The organism is Arcobacter cryaerophilus gv. crypticus (genome assembly GCF_002993025.1).
GTDB classification, from domain to species: domain Bacteria; phylum Campylobacterota; class Campylobacteria; order Campylobacterales; family Arcobacteraceae; genus Aliarcobacter; species Aliarcobacter cryaerophilus_B.
Window position 1 is genome coordinate 16,750 of record NZ_NXGI01000002.1, and the last position, 22,921, is coordinate 39,670.

General features: G+C 27.1%; 24 protein-coding genes. 11 read left to right on the plus strand and 13 right to left on the minus strand.

The window, feature by feature from the left end; translation table 11 throughout:
* Window positions 1-62 precede the first annotated feature (62 nt).
* Window positions 63-1,541, plus strand: coding sequence for a DUF4885 family protein (locus tag CJ670_RS00465; RefSeq protein ID WP_105938448.1), 1,479 nt, complete (start codon window positions 63-65; stop codon window positions 1,539-1,541).
* A 71-nt stretch (window positions 1,542-1,612) separates the two neighbouring features.
* Here the strand turns inward: CJ670_RS00465 and CJ670_RS00470 are convergent, their stop codons facing one another.
* The 13 genes from CJ670_RS00470 to CJ670_RS00530 form a co-directional block, all read right to left on the minus strand.
* The gene (locus CJ670_RS00470) at window positions 1,613-2,074 is read right to left on the minus strand and encodes a hypothetical protein (protein ID WP_105912563.1); all 462 of its coding nucleotides are present in this window, start codon (window positions 2,072-2,074) and stop codon (window positions 1,613-1,615) included.
* Window positions 2,075-2,127: 53 nt separating this feature from the next.
* Window positions 2,128-2,745 (minus strand): trimeric intracellular cation channel family protein, encoded by a 618-nt coding sequence (locus tag CJ670_RS00475; RefSeq protein WP_105912564.1) that lies wholly within the window; start codon window positions 2,743-2,745, stop codon window positions 2,128-2,130.
* Window positions 2,742-3,563: an FAD-dependent thymidylate synthase gene (locus tag CJ670_RS00480; protein ID WP_105938449.1), complete on the minus strand. Its 822-nt coding sequence runs from the start codon at window positions 3,561-3,563 to the stop codon at window positions 2,742-2,744. The genes CJ670_RS00475 and CJ670_RS00480 overlap by 4 nt, the downstream gene beginning before the upstream one ends.
* Before the next feature lie 59 nt (window positions 3,564-3,622).
* Window positions 3,623-4,813 (minus strand): ArsS family sensor histidine kinase, encoded by a 1,191-nt coding sequence (locus CJ670_RS00485; RefSeq protein WP_105938450.1) that lies wholly within the window; start codon window positions 4,811-4,813, stop codon window positions 3,623-3,625.
* A gap of 1 nt (window position 4,814) precedes the next feature.
* Entirely contained in the window at window positions 4,815-5,480 is a 666-nt protein-coding gene (locus CJ670_RS00490; protein ID WP_105938451.1) for a response regulator transcription factor, read from the minus strand.
* The gene (locus CJ670_RS00495; RefSeq protein ID WP_105938452.1) at window positions 5,473-5,862 is read right to left on the minus strand and encodes a hypothetical protein; all 390 of its coding nucleotides are present in this window, start codon (window positions 5,860-5,862) and stop codon (window positions 5,473-5,475) included. Before CJ670_RS00495 ends, CJ670_RS00490 begins: the two co-directional genes overlap by 8 nt.
* Entirely contained in the window at window positions 5,828-6,151 is a 324-nt protein-coding gene (locus CJ670_RS00500) for a diheme cytochrome c (protein ID WP_245391654.1), read from the minus strand. The genes CJ670_RS00495 and CJ670_RS00500 overlap by 35 nt, the downstream gene beginning before the upstream one ends.
* Before the next feature lie 19 nt (window positions 6,152-6,170).
* The gene (locus CJ670_RS00505; protein WP_105938454.1) at window positions 6,171-6,956 is read right to left on the minus strand and encodes a cytochrome b/b6 domain-containing protein; all 786 of its coding nucleotides are present in this window, start codon (window positions 6,954-6,956) and stop codon (window positions 6,171-6,173) included.
* Between the two features lie 122 nt (window positions 6,957-7,078).
* A complete protein-coding gene (locus CJ670_RS00510; RefSeq protein ID WP_105938455.1) occupies window positions 7,079-7,579 on the minus strand; it encodes a diheme cytochrome c in 501 nt (166 codons plus the stop codon).
* Window positions 7,580-7,594: 15 nt separating this feature from the next.
* Window positions 7,595-7,996, minus strand: a complete 402-nt coding sequence (locus CJ670_RS00515; protein ID WP_105938456.1) for a DUF1924 domain-containing protein — start codon at window positions 7,994-7,996, stop codon at window positions 7,595-7,597.
* 77 nt (window positions 7,997-8,073) lie between these two features.
* The gene (locus tag CJ670_RS00520; protein ID WP_105938457.1) at window positions 8,074-8,436 is read right to left on the minus strand and encodes a diacylglycerol kinase; all 363 of its coding nucleotides are present in this window, start codon (window positions 8,434-8,436) and stop codon (window positions 8,074-8,076) included.
* Window positions 8,414-9,118, minus strand: a complete 705-nt coding sequence (locus tag CJ670_RS00525; RefSeq protein WP_105938458.1) for a phosphatase PAP2 family protein — start codon at window positions 9,116-9,118, stop codon at window positions 8,414-8,416. Before CJ670_RS00525 ends, CJ670_RS00520 begins: the two co-directional genes overlap by 23 nt.
* The gene (locus tag CJ670_RS00530) at window positions 9,096-10,703 is read right to left on the minus strand and encodes a phosphoethanolamine transferase (RefSeq protein ID WP_105938459.1); all 1,608 of its coding nucleotides are present in this window, start codon (window positions 10,701-10,703) and stop codon (window positions 9,096-9,098) included. The genes CJ670_RS00525 and CJ670_RS00530 overlap by 23 nt, the downstream gene beginning before the upstream one ends.
* A 269-nt stretch (window positions 10,704-10,972) precedes the next feature.
* Here CJ670_RS00530 and typA point away from each other — a divergent pair, with 269 nt between their 5' ends.
* The 10 genes from typA to CJ670_RS00580 all read left to right on the plus strand — a co-directional run bounded on the left by typA (window position 10,973) and on the right by CJ670_RS00580 (window position 22,910).
* Window positions 10,973-12,784 carry a translational GTPase TypA gene (typA, locus tag CJ670_RS00535; RefSeq protein ID WP_105938460.1) on the plus strand — a complete coding sequence of 604 codons (1,812 nt, stop codon included), beginning with the start codon at window positions 10,973-10,975 and terminating at the stop codon, window positions 12,782-12,784.
* Window positions 12,785-12,936: 152 nt separating this feature from the next.
* Window positions 12,937-13,395, plus strand: coding sequence for an RrF2 family transcriptional regulator (locus CJ670_RS00540; protein ID WP_105911645.1), 459 nt, complete (start codon window positions 12,937-12,939; stop codon window positions 13,393-13,395).
* Window positions 13,396-13,736: 341 nt separating this feature from the next.
* Window positions 13,737-14,810, plus strand: coding sequence for a sulfate ABC transporter substrate-binding protein (locus tag CJ670_RS00545; protein WP_105938461.1), 1,074 nt, complete (start codon window positions 13,737-13,739; stop codon window positions 14,808-14,810).
* Between the two features lie 33 nt (window positions 14,811-14,843).
* Complete coding sequence (locus CJ670_RS00550; RefSeq protein ID WP_105938462.1) at window positions 14,844-15,107, plus strand: MoaD/ThiS family protein; 264 nt, start codon at window positions 14,844-14,846, stop codon at window positions 15,105-15,107.
* A gap of 75 nt (window positions 15,108-15,182) precedes the next feature.
* The gene (gene moeB, locus CJ670_RS00555; RefSeq protein WP_105938463.1) at window positions 15,183-16,322 is read left to right on the plus strand and encodes a molybdopterin-synthase adenylyltransferase MoeB; all 1,140 of its coding nucleotides are present in this window, start codon (window positions 15,183-15,185) and stop codon (window positions 16,320-16,322) included.
* A 31-nt stretch (window positions 16,323-16,353) separates the two neighbouring features.
* Window positions 16,354-17,577 (plus strand): EAL domain-containing protein, encoded by a 1,224-nt coding sequence (locus CJ670_RS00560; protein WP_105938464.1) that lies wholly within the window; start codon window positions 16,354-16,356, stop codon window positions 17,575-17,577.
* Between the two features lie 121 nt (window positions 17,578-17,698).
* Window positions 17,699-19,960, plus strand: a complete 2,262-nt coding sequence (locus CJ670_RS00565) for a methyl-accepting chemotaxis protein (protein WP_105938465.1) — start codon at window positions 17,699-17,701, stop codon at window positions 19,958-19,960.
* 165 nt (window positions 19,961-20,125) lie between these two features.
* A complete protein-coding gene (cysT, locus tag CJ670_RS00570) occupies window positions 20,126-20,980 on the plus strand; it encodes a sulfate ABC transporter permease subunit CysT (RefSeq protein WP_105938466.1) in 855 nt (284 codons plus the stop codon).
* Window positions 20,977-21,822, plus strand: coding sequence for a sulfate ABC transporter permease subunit CysW (gene cysW / locus CJ670_RS00575; RefSeq protein WP_105938467.1), 846 nt, complete (start codon window positions 20,977-20,979; stop codon window positions 21,820-21,822). Before cysT ends, cysW begins: the two co-directional genes overlap by 4 nt.
* 41 nt (window positions 21,823-21,863) lie before the next feature.
* A complete protein-coding gene (locus CJ670_RS00580; RefSeq protein WP_105938468.1) occupies window positions 21,864-22,910 on the plus strand; it encodes a sulfate/molybdate ABC transporter ATP-binding protein in 1,047 nt (348 codons plus the stop codon).
* Window positions 22,911-22,921: the final 11 nt, after the last annotated feature.

Genomic DNA, 22,921 nt, shown 5'->3' on the forward strand with positions numbered 1-22,921 from the left:
ATCTAAAGAATAAAGCTATATAATTAAACTATTATTAAGAATTGTATAGTAAAGGAGATTTTATGATAATTAATTCAAATACAGCATCACAACAAGTTAGCTCACTAAATGGAGCTATAAAAGTAAATCAAAATGATGTTAAAGTAAATTCTTACACAAGCAATTATGATAAAGAAGCTTATGTATTAGATATAAGTTCACAAAAAATAAACCTTTCAGATAAACCAGAAGCCATAATACAAAGTAACAATGCTTATGTAAATAAAAACAATGAAGCTACACATAAAATATTAGATGATTACTACAAAAAAATAGTTGAAGATAACAAAAAATTTGAAGACCCTTTAGCTCATGTTTATAAAAAATACAATGACAAAAGTTATGCTTATTATATAAAAGATTTAACTGATGAAGAAAGATTTGCAGCTTTTACAAATGAATTTGATAGGCAAAAAGGTTTTAAAGGTTCTTATTCATATTTAGACCCAATTTTAACTAGAAATGGAATAAAACCAACAAATGTCTATGTGGAAAAAGCTGAAAGAAATGCTTACAATAGAGAAGCTGTAAATAGTCAATTTGAAACTTTATTAAATAATTACGGAATAACTATCCCAAAAGATGAAAAGCTAACATTTACAATAGAACCAAACCATTTTATACTAAAAGTAAATGGTGCAAAAGATGAGAATTTGGCACAAGCAATAGAAGATATTTTAAATAAAAATAGTGAAAATGTAAAACAACTATTTTTTCATATAAATTATATGAAATCAGATAGTAGCACACAATTTACAAAGGAAAAAGAAGATAAGTGGAATATTGTAAATTCTGCAAAAGAGTTTACAGGATATAATTTAGCAGATTTAGAAGTAAAAGGAGATAGATTTTTAGCTCCAGACGGAACAGATTTATTTAGAATCTTCAAAAATAATTTTGATGAAAGATACCCAAACCCTGGGTTTGATAAAAATACTATTTTAATATACTATGAAAATCAACTTACAGAATTAGCAAGAAAAGGTTTTGAAAATGTACCTGATTTGGTTCTTTCAATAGAGTATGAAAATAGAAGTTTTTATGATATCGGACAAAAAGAAAACTATGGAACAGGAAAAACAGCTTGGATAGAAGAGTGGAATATAGCAAAAACAAGTGAATATAATGCAGCTCAAAATAAAATAAACTATAAATCACAATATACAGAAAATCCATCTGAATTTACAAGAAGTATAAATAAATATGATTTAGCAAATGAACTAAAAGATGTTATCGGATATGACTTAAATGATTTAAAAGAAGAAAATGGAAAATTTTTGACTAGCAAAGGAGAAGATATTTTTAAACTATATAAAAAAGAGCTTCAATCAAAATATTTTTTCTCAAAAGATTTGCAAGAAGCAAAGAGTGATTATTTTGGAAATTTACTAAAAGATTTTTCAAAAATTGGCTTAAACAATATCCCTAATTTTGAAGCAAAAAAAGAGGAAGATTTAATGCAAATTTTGAATAAAATCGAACCTTTGGAAATTTATGTGTAAGTAAGGGGATTTTTTAATATTATTTCATAAGAAAAAAACAAGGATTAAAAATCCTTGTTTCCAAGTTTATATTATTTTATAATATTTGCTAGCTCTTCTTTTGTAGAGATTTTTTCTATTTTAGAAACTTTTCCATTTTCTAAACTATAAACAATAATTTTTCCATCTTCTTTTACAAAGTTATCTTTGTTTGTATCATCTAATAATAAAACTGAAAATGGGTATTTTTTCATTTTTGGTAAAGCTATAAATTTAGAAATCAAACTTGGCATTCCTGAAATATCAGCAACATAAACAGCAGAATTTTTTTCTAAAATATTCTCTTTCTCGCTTAGTGGTAAAAGATAATCTCTTAACATATCGCTTGTGCTTTTATCACTTGCAAAAAGTATAGTTTTTACATTTGTGTCTATAACTTTTTCAACTTCATTTTGATCTTTGATTTTTAAGTTATCAACAACACTATCAACAGCAAGTGGAGCCGCATTTAATCCTAAAGCTAATAAAGAAGCTAAAAGTATTTTTTTTAACATATTTTTCCTTTTAAAAATTTTCAAGATTCTAGCTTTAAAAAGTAAACAGAAGATTAATTTTCTTTTGATAAAGTTGGTAGATTCCATTTTTTATAGTAAGCAAGTACTCTTAAAACAACTCCAAATATAAATACAAGAATAAGTGAAAATAGATTTCTAAGCTCAAAAATTTCTAAAATATAAACAACACTTCCAATAATAAGTGCAACGGTTGCATAAAACTCTGAAACCAAAATAAAAGGCATTCTGTTTATTAAAACATCTCTAATAGTTCCACCACCAACAGCTGTTATAAATGCAAGCATTACAGCACTTAAGAAGTTAAAACCACTCTCAATTGCAATTATTGCACCTGTTATTGCAAATGATGAAAGTCCAATTGCATCTGAGATTACAAATGCCCATTTACCTTCAAGATTTGTAATTTTGTGAAGTTTAAATAGCATGGCTATTAAAACTGTTGCAATTACCAAACTAAGAGGTAAGTTTGAAGTAAAAACATAAGGAGTTCTATCTGCTAGAACATCTCTTGTCATTCCACCACCAAAAGCAGTTAAAAATGCAGAAATAAAAACTCCTAAAATATCAAGTTTACAGTGAACACCAATTAAAAAACCACTTAAAGCAAAAGAGATAATACCTATAATATCAGCAATCTCTAGTGCGCTCATTTAAGAAGCTCTTGCATTGCAATTGCAGTTTGTCTTATCTCCCATTGAGCATGTTCATCAAGTCTTAGTTTAAAATAATTATCAAGCTGTTTTGGCATAAATGCACCCCAAATTTGTGTATATCCCATTTGTGGAATTACTCTTCTTGCTTCTTGAGGTTTAACTCCATTTTCAAGTAATTCAAAATATAAATCTTCACTTTGTTTTATTAAGTCTTGTACTTTTTGATTATCTTTTAATTTTTCACTAACATAAAATTCAAAAGGTACTCTTTTAGCACTTACATATCTTCTACTTAATTCTTGCCAAGAAATTCTGTGTCTTACCATTTGACTTCTTGTAGGAAAATCTACTTTAAATAAAAATACTTTGAAATAATCTTTTATGATATTACACTCTTCTTGTGTATTAAAAATAGTTCTAATATCAAAACTAAATTTATCTTTATCATTTTCAAAATCATAAACAAGTGCTCTATAATTTGTAAGCAAATATCTATCATCTAAAATTTCACCAAATTTTTTACAATTTGAATACTCCAATTTTAAAATCTCTTGATGTTTAGAATTTTCATAATCAAGTAAAACTGGAACAAACTCAAAGCTAGAACTTGGTAATCCCATACTTTCAGCCATAAGTCTATTATATAAACTTTCACTTCCAAGTGCTTTTGGATTTTGGTAACAAATTGAAGCAACTTGTGTAATAGCTAAAATTCTATTTTCTTCATTTAAATTTGCTTTTGAAAAATCCCAATTCTCTACAAAACCAATATTGTCATTTAAGATATTTTGTTTTTCATTTATTTTTTCTATCACTATTTTGCCTTTATAAAAAATTGAATTTAGATTATACAAAATCTCTAATGATATATTCATTATAAAATGATTTTAAATATATTAAATCCATTTTTATAGATATAAATAAGTTGAAAATTATGTTTATCAAGAATCTTTTTTACAATGCTCAAACCTAAGCCAAAGCCATCTCTTTGAATAAGTTCTTGTGTAAAAGGTTTTAAATAGTACTCTAAATCTTTTGATAGTTTTTCACCACTATTTGAAATAGAGATTTGATTTTTATCAACTTTTATAATAATTGGAAAAGCTGTAGCATATTTTAAAGCATTATCAATAAGATTTTTAAGTGCGATTGATAGATAATTCAAATCAGCTTCTATTTTAAAATCTTCAGAAATCTCTATTTTGATTTTTGATTCATCTTCTAAATATAATTTTCCCAAAGATTCTAAAATCAAAGTTTCCGCACTAAATGTTTTTATATCTAAGTTTGTAATATTTAGTTTTTCAAGCTCAATTAGCTCGTTTGTAAGTCTTTCTAAATCATTGAAAATCTTTTTAAGTAGCTCTTTTTTTGAAAAATCATCTATTTTTTCTATTACAAATTTTCCTTTTGCTATTGGAGTTCTTAACTCATGACCAATATCACGAAGTAGCTCTTCTCTTGTTTTTATAGAGTTTTCAATTGAACTTGCCATATTATTAAAACTCTTTGCTAAAGTTCCAATCTCATCGTTGGATTTTATATCTATTCTTGTTGATAAATCACCATTTGCAAAAGCTTTTATATCTTTTGTGATAGTTTTTAGAGGGCTTAAAAGTTTAATTATAAATAAAAACATCATTAAAAGTGCAAAAATATCCAAAAATACCAATATATTTAAAATATTTTTATCACTTAAATTCTCTTCATCTAATGCTTTAAAAGTATATAACTCATCCAAATATTTTATTTTTAGAATATAAATATTCGATGATTTATACTTTAAGATAGAAATCTCTCCAAATGTAGAGCTTTGAGAATATATAGTTTCTAAATTATTTTTATCTAAAAAAATTACTTTTTCTAAACCATTTTTTAAAATCAAAGAATCTAAATAATTTTTATTTTCTATATTTCTAAAAATATCATCAATAACTTTTAGGTATTTTTCTTTTGCAAAATTATCAACTCTTTTTGAATTTATATTATCAATCCATACTCCAATTATACTCATTAGAATAAAACTTAAAATAAAAAGGATAGTTAGTTTTTTAAATATTGACATTTTATCCTACAAACTTATAACCAATTCCCCAAACAGATTTTATATATTTAGGGTTTTTTGAATCATCACCAATTTTTGCTCTAATATTTGATATGTGCATATCAATAGTTCTATTTTTTGTATTAAAATCTAAAGAACTCGCATTTAAAATCTGCTCTCTTGAAGATATTTTATTTTTATTTTCAACTAAATAAATAAAAATTTCAAACTCTATTTTTGTAAAATCAATTGCATAATCATCTATTAAAACAGTTCTATTATCTTTATCTATTGTAAAATCAGCAACCTTAAAAGATTTATTTGAATTTCGTTTTAAAATAGACTCTATTCTTAAAACCAACTCTCGTGGCTCATATGGTTTTGCAAGATAATCATCAGCTCCAAGCTCAAAGCCGTGTATTTTGTTTCCTATATCACCTCTTGCAGTTGAGATAATTATAGGTATATTTTTTATGCTTTTTAGTTTATTAAATAGATCAAAACCATCCATAAACGGAAGCATTAAATCTAAAATTATAATAGAGTAGTCACTGTTTATTTTAAAATCTTCTAAAACATCTTTCGGATTATCAAAAGCAGTGACAACAAATCCATAATCTTTTAGATAATCAACTATTAAAGATTGCATTTGTAAATCATCTTCAATTAGTAAAACTTTTTTATTCAATTATCCACTCCTTGAAATGATCTGCAAATTCGTCTCTTTGCTCTTCATTTAAAATCTCTAATATCTTTTTTATTCTTTTAGCTTCTAAAATTGTAGCCTTTTTTTTGATTTCCATACTTTTTTGAATATATAATTTTTCATCAAAATTTGACTCTTCTATTAAATCTTCAATATCATCTTCAATATCATCTTTAAATTCATAAAACTCTTTATACTCATCTTTTAGCTCTAAAAGAATATTTTTTATAGCTTTTATTTGTTTCTCATCTAAATTTAAATAATCCAAATTTTTATAAGAGTGCTTATATTTTTTGTAATCATCATCACCATTTAGAAACAAAAATATACTACATAAAATCAGAAATATCTTTAATATTTTCATTTTCGATTAATCCTTTTTCAATATCACTATGACAAGCTTTACAGTTTGCAACACTTTTTACTTTTTCATTTTTAAAGACTTCTTTTGGAATCTTTTTGTGCTTTCTTTCCCAATAAGTAGTTTTTGTTAAAGCAATTATATCTTTATTGCCTATTGAATTTATAAAATTCCAACTAGCTTTCATGGTTGAAGTTTCTGCACTATTTTTTAATAAAAAACTCAAAATATCTTGATTTGTTTCTTCATTTAAACTTGCATCATCGCCAAAGTGATTTTCTAAATCACTCATTATTAATTCCCATGATTTTTTAGGTAATAGATTTGGTGGGATAAAGAGTATGGCAACTTCCACACTCGTTTACAAAAGCTACATTTTGTGTTTTATAATCAATTGGCTCAAATTTTGAAGCAACTAAAGCATTATCTGGTTTATAAAGATTAAAAATCAAAAAAGCTATAAAAGCTACAAACATAAAAATAGCAAATAGTTTTTGAAAAAATGAGAGTTTTATACTCTCATCTTCATAAGTCATTTTATATCCAGTTGCTATAGAGTTTAGAGTTTCATGTTTTTTATGAAATAATCTATCAAAAGCAATTCCAACTAAATGTGCAATAATTAAAAAAATAAGAAAATTTGCAAAGAATTCATGAATCTCTTTAAAAAGTTTCATATTTTTAAAAAAAGAGTCATTTAAAAAAGATGCTAATCCCTTTCCATCTTGTATTCCATAAGCTAAAACTCCCGTAACAATTACAATAAAAGTAACAATTAGCATAGCTATCATCACATAAGATGCTAATGGATTGTGTCCTATATATTTTTGCTCATTTTTTAAAGAGCCATCGAAAATATTTTTTAAAAACTCTTTAGCTTCATTTTTATTTGCTGGGAAATCTTTAAATAAGGAGTATTTTGGACCAAAATATCCCCAATAAACTCTAAAAAATAATAAAATCAAAATAGAGTAACCAGCAATTGCATGAAATTTTAGAAGTTTATCATCGTCTGTTAAGAAAGCAATTAGAATAAACAAAGCAAACAAGAGATGAAAAACTCTTGTTGGTAATGACCAAATATATGATTTTTGCATATGAATCCTTTTAAATAGTTCCTATTTAAAAGGAACCAAATCTTTTATTACTACTTTTTATAACGAATATTAAAAATATTCTAAAAAGTAGCAAAAACCTAAAGAGCTTTTAGAAAAAAGCTTTATTTCTCCCATTTTCCATAATTTGGAATATTTACATCATCATCGCTAAAAATACCTTTTTTGGCATTTTGATGACAAGCGGTGCAGTTAAACAAACCTTTAACCTCTTTTTGAGTGATTAAATGCTCTTTTATATCTCTATGTTTCTTTTTCATATATGGCATTTTTGAAATAGAATCAGGAATAGTCCCATTTAAATTCTCAACTATTTTTCTACTTCTTTTATTATTCATACTTTTTTCAGCACTATTTTCATTTAAATAGCCAACTAGAGTTTGAAAAGTTTTCTCATCTACACTTGCATCATCACCAAAGTGGTCACTTAAATTTGACATCATTTTATTCCAAGAGTTACTAGGAAGTAATCCTGCTTGATATGCAAAGTGGCAACTACCACACTCTTTTTCATAAATTGTATTATCAACTGGTTTAATAGTTACATCCATTTTTCCAGCAAATAAACAACAAGAAGTTAAACCTAAAAGAATTATTATTTTCATCTTTAAGCTCCTTTGTTACTTGTTGATGATGTAAGTAATTACATCACCTTTTTCAAGTGCAGTTCCTTCACGATTGTAAACATCATTGAAATTTCTTTTTAACCATTTTTCAATCTCTGTTTTATCTGTAAATCTTTTTGGATTTGCTTTTGGAGATAGAGCATCTATTGTTTTTCCTGTAAAATGATTTTGATTTGCTTTGTATAAATCTGTACCATGGCAAGATGCGCAAGAGACTAATTCACCTTTTTTTCCAATATGTTTTGATAAAAAAATCTCTTCGCCTCTTTTATAATCAAAACCTTTGAAAGATGAATTAGTTTTTAAAACTTCTTGTTTTAAAGAGTCTAAAAAATCATCAACTGTAGCACTAAAACTCAAAGTTGCAACTAAAGTTGCTATTAGAAATGCTTTCACAATTTACTCCTAAATATTTTTATATTTAGAATTGTAAAAGAATAGTTTAAAGATATTATGTTTTTTTACTTGACAATTTATTTACAAATATCAAATAATATAATTAACCATGTAATTACAAAAATAGAGATACTAATAAATACAATAGTACTTCCAACATCTTTAGCACGACCAGCCATAGGATTATGTTCAAGAGTTACTAAATCTACTACTCTTTCTATTGCACTATTTATGGCTTCAGCTAAAATCATTCCCATTAAAGTTATAAATAAAATAGCTTTATTTGTTAAGTTTGTATCAATAAAAATAATTACAGGAATTAGAAGAATTGTTACTATTAGCTCAATTTTAAATGAAGTTTCATTTTTTATTAAGTCAATTAAACCTTTTAATGCATAAGATGTATTTTTAAAAAAGTTATATTTTGGTTGATTTCTCAAAGTTTTGCCTTATTATGAGTTTATGAATAATTAAAATTACTAAGCAAGCTAATATCATAGTAACTAATGTATGACTTAAAAAGTGGTCACCAATTAATATTTTATATCCGCCAGTTAATACACCTACTGTTATACCAAAAGCTAGAGCAATTTTTTGATTTCTAGGTTTTTTAAATAAAAAATATAGAGCCATCAAAGAAAAACCCATTGTTGCATGACCAGCTGGCCAACATCTTTGTTTTTTTTCTTGAATATAATCTTTTGGATATGATTCAAGAATTTTTACATCAATAAAATCTCCGCCAAATTCTATAATATCTACAGGACAAGGAACATTTGTGACACTTTTTAAAGAAGCTAAAGCGGGTACTAAAATAGTACTTAAACATACTATCAATAAACCTTTTTTGTACTTTTCTAATATTTTAATTCTTTTAAAAAAAGATAAAATTGTTGCAATGAGAATAATAGATGAAAATATTATAAATATTTTTTTAAATCCACTATAAAAAATCAAATCTGCCAAATAATTATCTTTTGATAAAATCCAAGATTTTGTTTCAAAATTATAAAAAAGAGATTGAAATTCTATATCAAAATCTGTAAATTGAAATATTAAAATTACAGCCCAAAATAAAAAGGCTGTAAATATAATTTGTTTATTCTTCTTTTCTAGCTTCATTTAAAATATCCAACTCTTTTTTATATACTTCTGTTTTTACTTCAAATAGCCCCAAAAGAGTACTAAATAAATTATCATGTGAGTACTCTTTATCTTTATTTTGGTCTATTTTATTTTTGTCGTATTCATGAGCCATTTGTCCATCATCTAACCAAATAAGAGATGCAACTCTTGTTTGTTCTTTTGGAGCTATTGCATAAGGCATACCATGAAGATATATTCCATTTTCTCCAAGACTTTCTCCATGGTCAGATACATATAATAATCCTGCTTCATGAGTTCTTGAATATTTTTTTAAAAAATTTATAGCTTTTGATAAAAAATAATCAGTATATAAAATTGCATTATCGTATGCATTACTTATCTCTTCTTGTGTACAATTTTCTAGCTGGTTTGTTTTACATGCAGGTGTAAATTTTTCAAACTCTTTTGGATATCTTTTATAATATGCAGGACCGTGATTTCCCATTTGATGAAGAACTATTAATATATCTCTACCTTTGTTTTTTTCTATATAATTTTCAAGACCAACCAACATTCCTTCATCTCTACACTCTTCATCACAAACACTATTTGTTTTAGGAGTTTGATAATCTTCATAATCAACTCTAAGTGCTACTCCTTTTGAATCAGAGTTATTATCTCTCCATAAAATTGCAACATCTTGAGTATTATTTAAAACATCTAAAACATTTTTTGTAGAAGCACCTTTTTTATAGCTGTAGTCATCTTTTGGAAAGATAGAAAACATACAAGGAACTGAATGAGCTGTTGAAGTTCCACAAGAAGACATATTTGTAAAGCTTACAAGATCTTCTTGTTTTAAAAGAGGATTTGTCTCTTTAGAATAACCATTTAATGAAAATCTATCTGCTCTTGCAGTCTCTCCAATAACTAAAATAATCAACTCTTTAGGTTCATTTTCATCTTCAACTACTTTTGAATCCAAACCAATATCTTTAATTTCACTTGGTGCTGTATCTAAAGTTTTATTAACATAATTTCCTATGCTATACATCCAATAAATAGGATTTATATTATATCTTAGAGGTTTATGTTCTCTAAAAAAAGATGTATAAAACTTAGATAAACTAAAAATTATTATAAAAATAATAACTAGAGATAATGTTATAGTTTTTAATTTTGAAAGCAGTTCACCTTTTAATGATTTATAATTTATTTTAGTTTTATAAACAATATAAGAGGGAATAATTGCTAAAAGAACTGTATAAAGAACTAATTTAAAACTAAATAAATCAACAGATTCTTTAAAACTTGTTTGCAAACTATTTCTAATCATTTCTGAATCAATAACAACACTATAACTATCCATAAAATATGCTGCAAATGCAGAACTTATAAAAATCGTTATTAGTATAGGTTTTGTTGTATATTTTGAACTAAATAGAGTTAATAAAACTATAATTAAAAGCGTTAAAACAATAGTTATTGATAAAAAAAACAAAATATTTGAGCCAATAAAACCATATGTAAGAATAAGATCTTTGAAAAATTTATAATTATAAAATAGAGTTAAAAATATAGAGCTAATTATTATTAGTCTATTTTGAGAAAGTCGTAACACTAAAAGGTTCCTTGTAAAAAATTTAGAAATCATATTCCTAAATAATTAATGGATTATGAATAATTTGTCAAGAAAGTGTCAAGAGTTAAAAGTAGCAAGATGCTACTTTTATTTTGTGAATATTAACAAAAAAAGATTAAATTAATATAAAAAGGTAAAAAAACTTTTACTGAATATTTATTGTTTGCTTAACCATATTTTAAGGTATTATAAGCTTTTAAGTTTTTTTTAGCTACAATCCCCCAAAATTTTACAAAAAAAGAAGAAGTATGAGAGACATTAGAAATATTGCAGTTATTGCACACGTTGACCACGGTAAAACTACGCTAGTAGATCAACTATTAAAACAAAGTGGTACATTTTCAGCTCACCAAAATGTAGATGAAAGAGTTATGGATAGTAATGCTATCGAGAAAGAAAGAGGAATTACAATTCTTTCAAAAAATACAGCTATTGATTATGAAGGTGTAAGAATTAACATTATTGATACTCCAGGACACGCCGATTTTGGTGGAGAAGTTGAGAGGGTTTTAAAAATGGTTGATTCTGTTTTACTTCTTGTTGATGCACAAGAGGGAGTTATGCCACAAACAAAGTTTGTTGTTAAAAAAGCACTATCTTTAGGACATAGACCAATCGTTGTAGTAAACAAAATAGATAAACAAGCAGCTGAGCCTGAAAGAGTTGTTGATGAAGTTTTTGACCTTTTTGCACAAATGGATGCAACAGAAGAGCAACTAGATTTCCCAGTTATTTATGCAGCTGCAAGAGATGGTGTTGCAAGATATGATGCAACAGATGGAAATATGGATTTTAAACCACTATATGACACTATTTTAAAAGAAGTTCCAAAACCTTTAGGAACTGATGAAAATGGTTTACAACTTCAAGTATTTACTCTTGATTATGATAATTTTATTGGAAAAATAGGAATTGCTAGAATTTTTAATGGAACAATAAGCCACGGTGAAACAGTAATGTTATGTAAAGCAGATGGTGAAAAATTAAAAGGTAGAGTATCAAAACTTATTGGTTTTAAAGGAATGGAAAGATTCGATATTAAAACAGCAGGTGCTGGTGATATTGTTGCTGTTGCTGGGTTTGAGACAATTGATGTTGGAGATAGTTTATGTGATCCAAATAATCCAATGCCACTTGATCCTATGCATATTGAAGAACCAACTTTAAGTGTAACTTTTTCTGTAAATGATTCTCCACTTGCTGGAACAGAAGGTAAATTTATAACTTCAAATAAAATTGATGAGAGATTAAAAGCTGAGATGAATACTAATATTGCTATGAGTTATGAGCAAATTGGTGAAGGTAAATTTAAAGTAAACGGAAGAGGTGAACTTCAAATTACTATTTTGGCTGAAAATATGAGAAGAGAAGGTTTTGAGTTCTGTATTGGAAGACCTGAAGTTATTATCAAAGAAGAAAATGGTATTAAAATGGAGCCATTTGAGCATTTAGTAATTGATACTCCTGATGAACATAGTGGAGCTATTATTGAAAAACTAGGAAAAAGAAAAGCTGTTATGACAAATATGGTTCCAATGGGAGAAGGCTCTACTAGATTAGAGTTTGAAATTCCAGCACGTGGACTTATTGGAATTAGAACAGAGTTTTTAACTGAAACTAGAGGAGAGGGTGTTATGAATCACTCATTCTTAGAGTTTAGACCACATAGTGGAACAGTTGAAAGTAGAAAATATGGAGCACTTGTATCTATGGAAAATGGAGAAGCATTAGCTTATTCAATTTTTAACTTACAAGATAGAGGTGTTATGTTTATAAAACCTCAAGATAAAGTATATGTTGGAATGGTTGTTGGACAACATGCTAAAGATAATGACTTAGATGTTAATCCTATTAAAGGGAAGCAACAATCAAATGTAAGATCTTCAGGAGCTGATGAGGCTATTAAACTTGTACCACCAAGAACTATGTCTTTGGAAAATGCTTTAGAGTGGATTGAAGAAGATGAGTCTGTTGAAGTTACTCCTGTTTCTATTCGTGTAAGAAAAAGAGAACTTGATCCAACAGTTAGAAAACGAACAGCTAAGAAAGAAAAGAATTAATAAAAAGCGAATCTGTGAAAACGAACAGCAAAAAAAGAAAAGAGTTTATTTAAACTTAAAGGAGAGAGGTTTTACCTCTTTCCTTTTTTTATTTCTATCTTGACAGAAAAATTAAAATTAATTATAATTTATCAATTAGGTAGGTGATAAATATGAAAGTATCAAAAAAAACAGATTATGCATTAAGAGCATTATTCGCAATAGCAGAAGCTGATAGTTTAATCTCAATTAGAGAGCTATCAGAGCAGATAGATGTTCCAAGAAGATTTTTAGAAAATATTATGCTTGAGATGAACAAAGCTGGATGGGTAAAAAGTATTCCTGGAAGATATGGCGGTTATGTTTTGGCAAAAAAATCAGATGAGATAACTATGGGTGAAGTTATACGACATTTTGAAGGTATGATTGCTATGATCTCTTGTGTTTCAGTTTCTAGCTATCAGCCATGTAGTCAAGAAGGAAAATGTTATTTTAGAAGAGTTTTTTTAAATATTAGAAATTTAACAGCACAAATTTTAGATAAAACTACTATTGCTTCTTGTTTAGGACAAGTTCCTGTTACAAAAGAAGATGTTTTAAAAGAAGAATTTGTTGGTGGTTTGGGTATTTAAAAAAGAGATTTTATAATATTTTTTTGTTTTTTATATATTAAAATCTCTTCAATTTTAATATATATTTCAAAAGTATATTTTGTAAAATAGCCATTTTATAGATGTTTTGAACAAAATTTAAAAAATATTTTAAAAAACTCTTGACAAATATTTTTTTTATTATTATAATTTCACCAGTTTAGTAGGTGATAGATAGAAATCACCTTTATTGAAAGGATAAAAAATGATGTGCGACATGTGTAAAATAATATATAAATCAGAAAAAAGAAAATAGGTGAGATTTTTTTAAAATCTTTAATTATCATACATTTAATGTGTATTAAATTTAAAAGAGAGATAAAATGATAAAAAATATAAAAAACATAGCGTTAGCATCATTGCTAATATCAACATTAAGCTTTGCTAAAGATTATGATTATAAAGCAGAAGCAGAAAAAAAATCTATAGAGATTTTAAATGTATCGTATGACCCAACAAGAGAGTTTTATGAAGAGTATAACAAGAATTTTGCAAAATATTGGCAAGAAAAGAGTGGACAAAAAGTAATAATAAAGCAATCACACGGTGGTTCAGGTAAACAAGCTAGAGGTGTAATTGATGGATTAAAAGCAGATGTTGTAACTTTAGCACTTGCTTATGATATTGATGCAATTAGCCAAAAAGCAAATTTATTTCCAAAAGATTGGCAAAAAAAATTAGAGTATAACTCTTCTCCTTATACTTCAACTATTGTATTTTTAGTAAGAAAAGGAAATCCAAAAGGAATTAAAGATTGGAATGATTTAATAAAAGATGGTGTTGAAGTTATTACTCCAAATCCAAAAACTTCAGGAGGAGCAAGATGGAACTATCTTGCTGCTTATGCTTATGGGTTAAAACAAGAGTTAGGTACTTTGGACAAAATTGATTTTAATTCAGAATCTTATAAAAAAGCCAATGAAAAAGCAAAAGAGTATGTTTCAAAACTTTTAAAAAATGTTCCAGTTCTTGATTCAGGTGCTAGAGGAGCTACAAATACATTTGTTCAAAGAAAAATTGGAGATGTTTTACTTGCTTGGGAAAATGAAGCCTTTTTAGCAATAAATGAACTTGGACGTGATGAGTTTGAAATAGTTGTTCCATCTGTTTCAATATTAGCCGAACCACCTGTAACTGTTGTAAATAAAAATGCCCAACATAAAGGGACTTTAAATGTTTCAAATGAATATTTAAACTATTTATACTCAAAAGAAGGGCAAGAGTTAGCAGCAAAACATTATTATAGACCGAGTATTCCAAATCTAGTTAGTAAAGAAAACTTGGCAATATTTCCAAAATTAGAGTTAATTAAAATTGACGATGTTTTTGGAAGTTGGGAAAATGCACAAAAAACACACTTCAATGATGGTGGAACATTTGATTTAATCTATAAATAGATTAAATCAGATTTCTTAAAAAGGAGTTATAAAATGGCAAAAGTTTATATAACTAGAGAGTTAAAAACATATACAAATGGTAGATTTGAAATTGCTTTGCAAGGTGAAAGTATCAAAGATATTGTAGGAAATCTACTAAAAGAGCATAAAGATTTGGAAAATCATATTTATACAGATGATGGAAAATTAAAGAATTATGTAAATATATATCTTAATGAAGAGAATATAAATAGTTTAGAAAATTTTGATACAAAAGTTTATGAAGATGACAAGATAATTTTATTTCAAGCATCATAATTTGTGTAGGAAATAAAAGATAATATAAATATCTCTTGTGATATTCTTACGACTGAATTTTAATAAGGATTTAGTTTGATAAAAGAGCAAAAACTATCAGAGCAAGAGATAAATAGATATAGCAGGCATTTAATACTTCCAGAAGTTGGATTAAAAGGACAACTAAAATTAAAAAATTCAAAGGTTTTAGTTGTAGGAACAGGAGCTTTAGGTTCTCCTGTTCTTTTATATCTTAGTGCAGCTGGTATTGGAACTATTGGAATAATTGATTTTGATACACTTGATGAATCAAATTTACAAAGACAGATTATTCACTCAACAAATGAAATAGGAAATCCAAAAGTAAACTCAGCTAAAACTAGAATAAATGCACTAAATCCAAACATAGAAGTACTAGCTTACAATGATAAATTAACAAGCCAAAATGCTTTAGAGATTATAAAAAATTTCGATGTTGTAGTAGATGGAACAGATAATTTTCAAACAAGATATTTGATAAATGATGCTTGTGTTTTTTTAAATAAACCTTTTGTTTATGGAGCAATTTTTAGATTTGAAGGTCAATCAACAGTTTTTAATGCAGATAAAAATAGCCCTTGTTATAGATGTATTTTTCCAGAACCACCAAAAGCTGGGCTTGTTCCATCTTGCTCAGAAGCTGGAGTTTTAGGAGTTTTACCTGGAATTATTGGAACTATTCAAGCAAGTGAAACTATAAAAATAGTTTTAGAAATAGGGGAAACATTAAAAGGAAGATTGCTTACTTTAAATGCTTTAAAAATGGATTTTAAAGATTATAAAATAAAAAAAGATGAAAATTGTAAAGTTTGTGGAGAGAATGCAACTATAAAAGAACTTATTGATTATGAAGAGTTTTGTGGATTAAAAGATAGTGGAAAAGAGATTGAATTTAAAGAGTTAAGTGGTGAAAATCTAAAAGAGTTAATGCATAACAAAGAACAAATTTTGTTAATTGATGTTAGAATTATCGCCGATTTTCAAGCTAAAAATATTTTTAATTCAAAAAATATACCATTTGAAGATTTACTAAATAGAGTAAATGAAATAGACGAAACAAAAAAAGTTGTATTGATTTGTACAATAGGACTTAAAAGCAAAGAAGCTATTTCAAAATTAAAAAAAGCTGGTTATAAAGGAGAACTTTATAGTTTAAAAGGTGGGATTACATCTTGGATAAATGATAATCAAGATTAAAAATCTCTTTTCATTTTAAAAGGGGCTAAATGTGGAGAATAAAGAGAGTAGAAAGAATGAGATTTTACTACCCAATAGAAAAGCTTTTTTAAAAGATGTAGAAAATGGCTTTTTTAATAAACTTGTAATATTTGATATAAGTGGTTTTGGAAATATAAATCACTACTATGGATATGATTTTGGAGAAAATATATTAAAAATAATCTCTGTAAGACTTCAAGAGAGATTTGAAAATAGTCAAATGTACTATTTAGGTGGAGATATTTTTGTTGCAACTGCAAGTGAAAATATTTCAAAAGAAAAATTTATTCAAACTATAAAAGCTACTACTTGGCATTTTGGATACTCACCAATTGAACTAGATGGTCATAAAGTATATATTCCATTAAGAGCTGGAGTTGCTATAAACTATCCAGAACTTCTATTTTGTGCAGAATTTGCACTAAAACAAACAAGAGTTTTAAAACACAATCTAGTAATTTTTGATAGTGAAGAACATCAAGTGTGTCATCCTAACTCTTTGTCAATTGAGCAAGACTTATATTGGGAAGCACAAATTATTCAAGCTATAAAAAAAGATAGATTTGAGATTTTTGCACAATCAATTAGTAATCAAAATGATAAAAAATATGAGATTTTAGTAAGAATGAAAGATACAAAAGGAGAGATAATATCTCCATATTTTTTCATAGATAGAGCAAAAAAGATAAATTTATATGGGGAAATAACAAAAAAGGTAGTTCAAAAATCATTTGAATTTTTTGAGGGTAAAAATATCGAATTTAGTATAAATTTATCAATTAGTGATATTTTGGAAAAAGATATTTGTGATTTTTTGATTCAAAAAATATGTGAACATGATGTTGGTTACTTTTTAACTATAGAAATAACGGAGAGTGAAGGTGTTGAGAATATAGAAGAATTAGTATCTTTTATAAAAATAGTTAAAAATTTAGGTGTAAAAATAGCAATTGATGATTTTGGAACTGGTTACTCAAATTTTTCATATTTGGTTAAATTGCAAGCAGATTTTATAAAATTAGATGGTTCTATTATTCAAGATATAAATAAATCTCTTTCAGCTAAAGCAGTTGTTGAAGCAATAGTATTTTTTGCAAAAAAAGTTGGTATAAAAACAGTTGCGGAGTTTGTATCAACAAAAGAGATTTTTAAAACTTGCAAAGAGTTGGAAATTGATTATTTTCAAGGATATCTGTTTGATGCTCCGAAAAATATTAAAGATATAAGATTATAATTATGTAAAATAGTAACAGATTATAATATTTATAGATATATATTATAAAAAATAGTTATATCTATCTTCAATTATAATTTTTTTGTTATCATAATCCTTTAAATTATCATTTAGGGGAATTATGAATTCAGTAATAAAAAAAGTCTCTTTCTTTCAATCTTTAGCAGTAGCAATTATTTTAGTTTTTGCAGTTATTAGTATTAGTATTGTTGTAAAAAACTTTATAACAAAAGATGTAGAAAATACATTTCAAGATAGAGTTTTAGATATAAAAGCTACTTTTGAAGTTTTAAATGAATCAATAAAAGATTCTGCACTTTCAGCTTCAAATGTTCTTTCTACGCAATTAAACAATCTTGAAATTGACCATTTAAATAAAATAGATGTAAATGGTATTAAAACATCATCTTTAACTTCAAATGGAGTGGTTTTAAATAATAACAACTCTATTGTAGATAAGTTTACACAAACAACAAGTGCAGTTGCTACAATATTTGTAAAACAAGATGATGGTTTTTTTAGAATTGCAACATCTTTGTATAAAGAAGATGGTTCAAGAGCTATTGGAACTTTTTTAGCAAAAGAGAGTCCAGCTTTTTCAAAAATATCAAATAAAGAGAGATATTCAGGAATTGGTGAGCTTTTTGGAAAAAAATATATGACAATTTATACTCCAATTATTCAAAATAATGAGGTAATTGGAATTTTATTTGTTGCTTATAATTTTGATAAGTTGTATACAATTTTAGAATCTAAACTAGAGAGAATCAAGTTTGGAGATAAAGGTTATTTATATACAATTGATTCTAAAACAGAAACTTTAACAATTCATCCAACTTTAAAAAATAAAAAACTAAATGAGCTTGATAAAAATGTAGAAGAAGCTTTAAAGCAGATGCTAGTTTTAAAAGAGGGTGTAATAGCTTATACATTTGATGATGGCAAAGATGTAATAGATAAATTATCTGCTTTTACAACTTTTGAAGAGTGGAATATGATTATTGTAACTAGTTCTGATATCGATGATTTACTTTCGTTGAATTACACATTAAGACAATACTCAATATTTGGTGGAATAGCACTGTTATTTACTCTACTTGGAATAAGTTATTTTATTATCAAAAAAACAGTAAATGAACCACTTTTAATAATAAATAAAGATTTAAATGAATTCTTCGCTTACTTAAATAGGCAAAAAGATAGTATTGATTTTGTGCATGTAAATACAAAAGATGAGTTTGGAAGAATGTCAAAAGTCTTAAGTGATAATATTGAAAAAACACGACAAAGTATAGAAGAGGATAGAAAACTTATAAGTGAAACAATTTCTGTTTTAGGTGAGTTTGAGCATGGTGATTTATGTCAAAGAATAAATATAGAAGTATCAAATCCAGCCTTGACGCAGCTAAAACAAGTTTTAAATAATATGGCAAATAATTTAGAGAATAATATTGAAAATGTACTTGATATTTTGGAGCAATATTCAAAATATAACTATTTGAGTAAAATTCCAACAAAAGATTTAAAAGAACATTTACTAAAACTTGCAAATGGTGTTAATACTTTGGGTGAATCTATTACAACTATGTTAATAGAGAATAAGAAAAATGGATTAACTCTTGGTGATAGTTCAAATGTTTTACTTGAAAATGTAAATAAATTAAATAGCTCTTCAAATAGTGCAGCAGCAAGTCTTGAAGAGACAGCAGCTGCTATTGAAGAGATTACATCAACTGTTAGAAGTAATAGTGAAAATATCACAAAAATGGCTCTTTTATCAAATGATGTTACAAAATCAGTAGTTATTGGTGAAAAATATGCAAATCAAACAACTATTGCAATGGATGAGATAAATACACAAGTAAATTTAGTAAATGAAGCAATTAGTGTAATTGATCAAATAGCATTTCAAACAAATATTTTAAGCCTAAATGCAGCTGTTGAAGCTGCAACTGCAGGTGAGGCTGGAAAAGGATTTGCAGTAGTTGCTCAAGAGGTGCGAAACCTTGCAAGCAGAAGCTCAGAAGCTGCTAAAGAGATTAAAGATATAGTTGAAAATGCTACAAAAAAAGCAAATGAAGGAAAAGAGATTGCAAATAGTATGATTGAAGGGTATAAAGAGTTAAATTCAAATGTTTCTCAAACTATGAGTTTAATTAAAGATATTCAAAACTCTTCAAAAGAACAACTACTAGGAATTGAACAGATTAATGATGTTGTAAATAATCTTGACAGACAAACTCAACAAAATGCACAAATTGCATCACAAACAAATGAGATTGCAAAACTAACAGATAGTATTGCAAAAGTAATTGTAGATGATACAAATAGTAAAGAGTTTTATGGAAAAGATAGTGTACAAAGTAGAGATATAGGGATTTAGTTAAATAAAAAGTAAAAAGGAGAAAGAAGTTTTTCCTTTTTCTTGACAAATAAAAAAGAAATAGTTATAATTCACCAATTTTATAGATGATTAATTTAATCATCTATTTTTTTGTCTAATTTTAACATTCACCAATCTAGTGTATGTTGTATGAAAAGGGTTTAAATGAGATTAAATTTTGGAATATTAAAAAGACCAAATTCACCAATTCCTGGTTTTGGACTTACTATGGGATATACGGTATTTTACTTAAGTATTATTGTAATTATTCCACTAATTGCACTTTTTACAGAGGCTTTTAGTATGGGATTTGATGCTTTTATAAGTGCCACAACAGATGCTAGAGTAGTTGCTAGTTATAAATTGACTTTTATTACTTCTTTAATAGCAGCAGTTGTAAATACATTTTTTGGAGTAATCGTTGCTTGGTGTTTAGTTCGATATTCATTTTGGGGAAAAAGAGTTTTTGATGCAATTGTAGATTTACCTTTTGCACTTCCAACAGCAGTTTCAGGAATTGCTCTTACAACTCTATATTCAAGTTCTGGTTGGTTTGGACAGTATTTAGAACCACTTGGAATTAAAATAGTATTTACACCAATTGGAATTACAATTGCTTTAATATTTATTGGTCTTCCTTTTGTTGTGCGAACAGTTCAACCAGCTCTTGAAGAGATTCAAATAGAGCAAGAAGAGGCAAGTGCAAGTTTGGGAGCTAGTAGATGGCAAACTTTTTATAAAGTGATACTTCCTACAATTTTTCCAGCAGTTCTAACAGGATTTGCACTTTCATTTGCAAGAGCTTTGGGCGAGTATGGTTCTGTTGTTTTTATAGCTGGAAATATGCCATTTAAAACAGAGATTAGTACACTTTTGATTATTACAAAGCTTGAGCAGTATGATTTTGCAGGCGCAACAGCAATTGCAGTTGTGATGCTTTTAATCTCTTTTGTGATGTTACTTTTAATTAACATTTTACAAAGATGGAGTTCAAGAAGAAAAGGAATGGAGGCAATATGAAAACTATAAGTAATTCACAAAGTTCACAAACAGAATCAAGATTTGTAAAGTACTCTTTGATTTTTGTAGCAGTAGCATTTTTACTTATTATGCTTGTAGTTCCTTTAATAACTATATTTGCAGAAGCATTTAGAAAAGGTTATGAAGCATATTTTTTAAGTTTTAATGATGCGTATGTATTAAGTGCGATAAAACTTACATTTATCACAGCAGCAATAGCAGTTCCACTAAATGTTGTTTTTGGAATATGTGCATCTTGGGCAATAGCGAAATACTCATTTTTTGGTAAAAGTTTTTTAATTACTTTGATTGATTTGCCTTTTGCAGTTTCACCTGTTATTTCAGGATTTGTATATATTTTACTTTTTGGAGCACAAGGATGGTTTGGGCACTTTTTAATAGAAAACGATATTCAAATAATCTTTGCAGTTCCAGGAATCGTATTAGCAACTATATTTGTAACTTTTCCATTTGTTGCACGTGAGTTGATTCCTTTAATGCAAGAAATGGGAAATGATGAAGAACAAGCTGCACTTTTATTGGGAGCTAGTGGTTTTCAAACATTTTGGAAAGTTACTTTACCGAATATAAAATGGGGATTGCTTTATGGTGTAATTTTATGTAATGCAAGAGCCATGGGAGAGTTTGGAGCTGTTTCAGTTGTATCTGGACATATTCAAGGTGTTACAAACACTATGCCTCTTCAAGTTGAGATTTTATACAACGAATACAACTTTGTAGCAGCTTTTGCAGTTTCGACACTTTTGGCGATATTGGCACTTTTAACTCTTGTTTTAAAATATATTTTAGAGTGGAAAGCGCAAAAAAGAATAAAAAACTAGAAGAATTAAAAAATTAAATAATCAAGAGTAGGAAATAAAAAATGAAAATAGAAGTAAAAAATTTAACAAAATATTTTGGAAATTTTACAGCATTAGAAAATATTAATTTAGATATTGTGGAAGGTGAGTTATTAGCTCTTTTAGGACCATCAGGAAGTGGAAAAACTACACTTTTAAGAATGATTGCAGGACTTGAAACAGTTGATAATATAGATAAAGGTGAGATTTTATTTAACAATATTGATGTGGCAAAAAAAGATATTAAAGATAGAGATATAGGATTTGTTTTTCAACACTATGCACTTTTTCGTCATATGACTGTATTTGAAAATATTGCATTTGGTCTTAGAGTAAAACCTAAAAAAGATAGACTTAGCAATAAAGAGATTGAAGAAAAAGTTACAAAGCTTTTAAAACTTATTCAGCTTGATGGTTTTGCTTCAAGATTTCCTTGGCAACTTTCAGGTGGTCAGAGACAAAGAGTTGCTTTGGCAAGAGCTTTAGCAGTTGAGCCAAAAGTTTTATTACTTGATGAACCTTTTGGTGCACTTGATGCAAAGGTGCGAACGGATTTAAGAAGATGGTTAAAAGAGCTTCAAGAAGAACTTGGAATTACAACTATTTTAGTAACTCATGATCAAGAAGAAGCGCTTGAAGTTGCAAATAGAATTGTTGTAATAAACAAAGGAAAAATTGAGCAAATAGGATCTCCTGAAGAGGTATTTCATAATCCAAAAAATGAGTTTGTAATAAACTTTTTAGGAAATGTAAATTTATTTCATGCAAGAGAGATTGAAGATGGTGCTAATTTAGAAGATTCTCAAGATAATAAGTATCTTATTCGTCCTCATGAGTTAGAGATTGTTGATATAAATGATAGCGAAGCTGTAATTCATGCAAAAGTAAAATATATTCAACTGGCTGGTTCATTTGTAAAAGTTGAACTTACATATTTAAATGATGAAAAAAGAGTTGTTTTAGTTGAGATGCCACACTATGAATTTAGTGATAAAAATATAAAAAAAGGTGATATTTTAGGAATTAGAACAAGAAAGTTAAGAACTTTTGAAAATGGAGCTGGTATATAATTGACTATAAT

Coding starts and splice junctions, on each gene's coding strand:
- CJ670_RS00465 (WP_105938448.1), top strand. CDS start 63: ATGATAATTAATTCAAATACAGCATCACAACAAGTTAGCTCACTAAAT.
- CJ670_RS00470 (WP_105912563.1), bottom strand. CDS start 2,074: ATGTTAAAAAAAATACTTTTAGCTTCTTTATTAGCTTTAGGATTAAAT.
- CJ670_RS00475 (WP_105912564.1), bottom strand. CDS start 2,745: ATGAGCGCACTAGAGATTGCTGATATTATAGGTATTATCTCTTTTGCT.
- CJ670_RS00485 (WP_105938450.1), bottom strand. CDS start 4,813: ATGTCAATATTTAAAAAACTAACTATCCTTTTTATTTTAAGTTTTATT.
- CJ670_RS00495 (WP_105938452.1), bottom strand. CDS start 5,862: ATGAAAATATTAAAGATATTTCTGATTTTATGTAGTATATTTTTGTTT.
- CJ670_RS00500 (WP_245391654.1), bottom strand. CDS start 6,151: ATGAGTGATTTAGAAAATCACTTTGGCGATGATGCAAGTTTAAATGAA.
- CJ670_RS00505 (WP_105938454.1), bottom strand. CDS start 6,956: ATGCAAAAATCATATATTTGGTCATTACCAACAAGAGTTTTTCATCTC.
- CJ670_RS00510 (WP_105938455.1), bottom strand. CDS start 7,579: ATGAAAATAATAATTCTTTTAGGTTTAACTTCTTGTTGTTTATTTGCT.
- CJ670_RS00525 (WP_105938458.1), bottom strand. CDS start 9,118: ATGAAGCTAGAAAAGAAGAATAAACAAATTATATTTACAGCCTTTTTA.
- typA (WP_105938460.1), top strand. CDS start 10,973: ATGAGAGACATTAGAAATATTGCAGTTATTGCACACGTTGACCACGGT.
- CJ670_RS00540 (WP_105911645.1), top strand. CDS start 12,937: ATGAAAGTATCAAAAAAAACAGATTATGCATTAAGAGCATTATTCGCA.
- CJ670_RS00545 (WP_105938461.1), top strand. CDS start 13,737: ATGATAAAAAATATAAAAAACATAGCGTTAGCATCATTGCTAATATCA.
- CJ670_RS00550 (WP_105938462.1), top strand. CDS start 14,844: ATGGCAAAAGTTTATATAACTAGAGAGTTAAAAACATATACAAATGGT.
- CJ670_RS00565 (WP_105938465.1), top strand. CDS start 17,699: ATGAATTCAGTAATAAAAAAAGTCTCTTTCTTTCAATCTTTAGCAGTA.
- cysT (WP_105938466.1), top strand. CDS start 20,126: ATGAGATTAAATTTTGGAATATTAAAAAGACCAAATTCACCAATTCCT.
- cysW (WP_105938467.1), top strand. CDS start 20,977: ATGAAAACTATAAGTAATTCACAAAGTTCACAAACAGAATCAAGATTT.
- CJ670_RS00580 (WP_105938468.1), top strand. CDS start 21,864: ATGAAAATAGAAGTAAAAAATTTAACAAAATATTTTGGAAATTTTACA.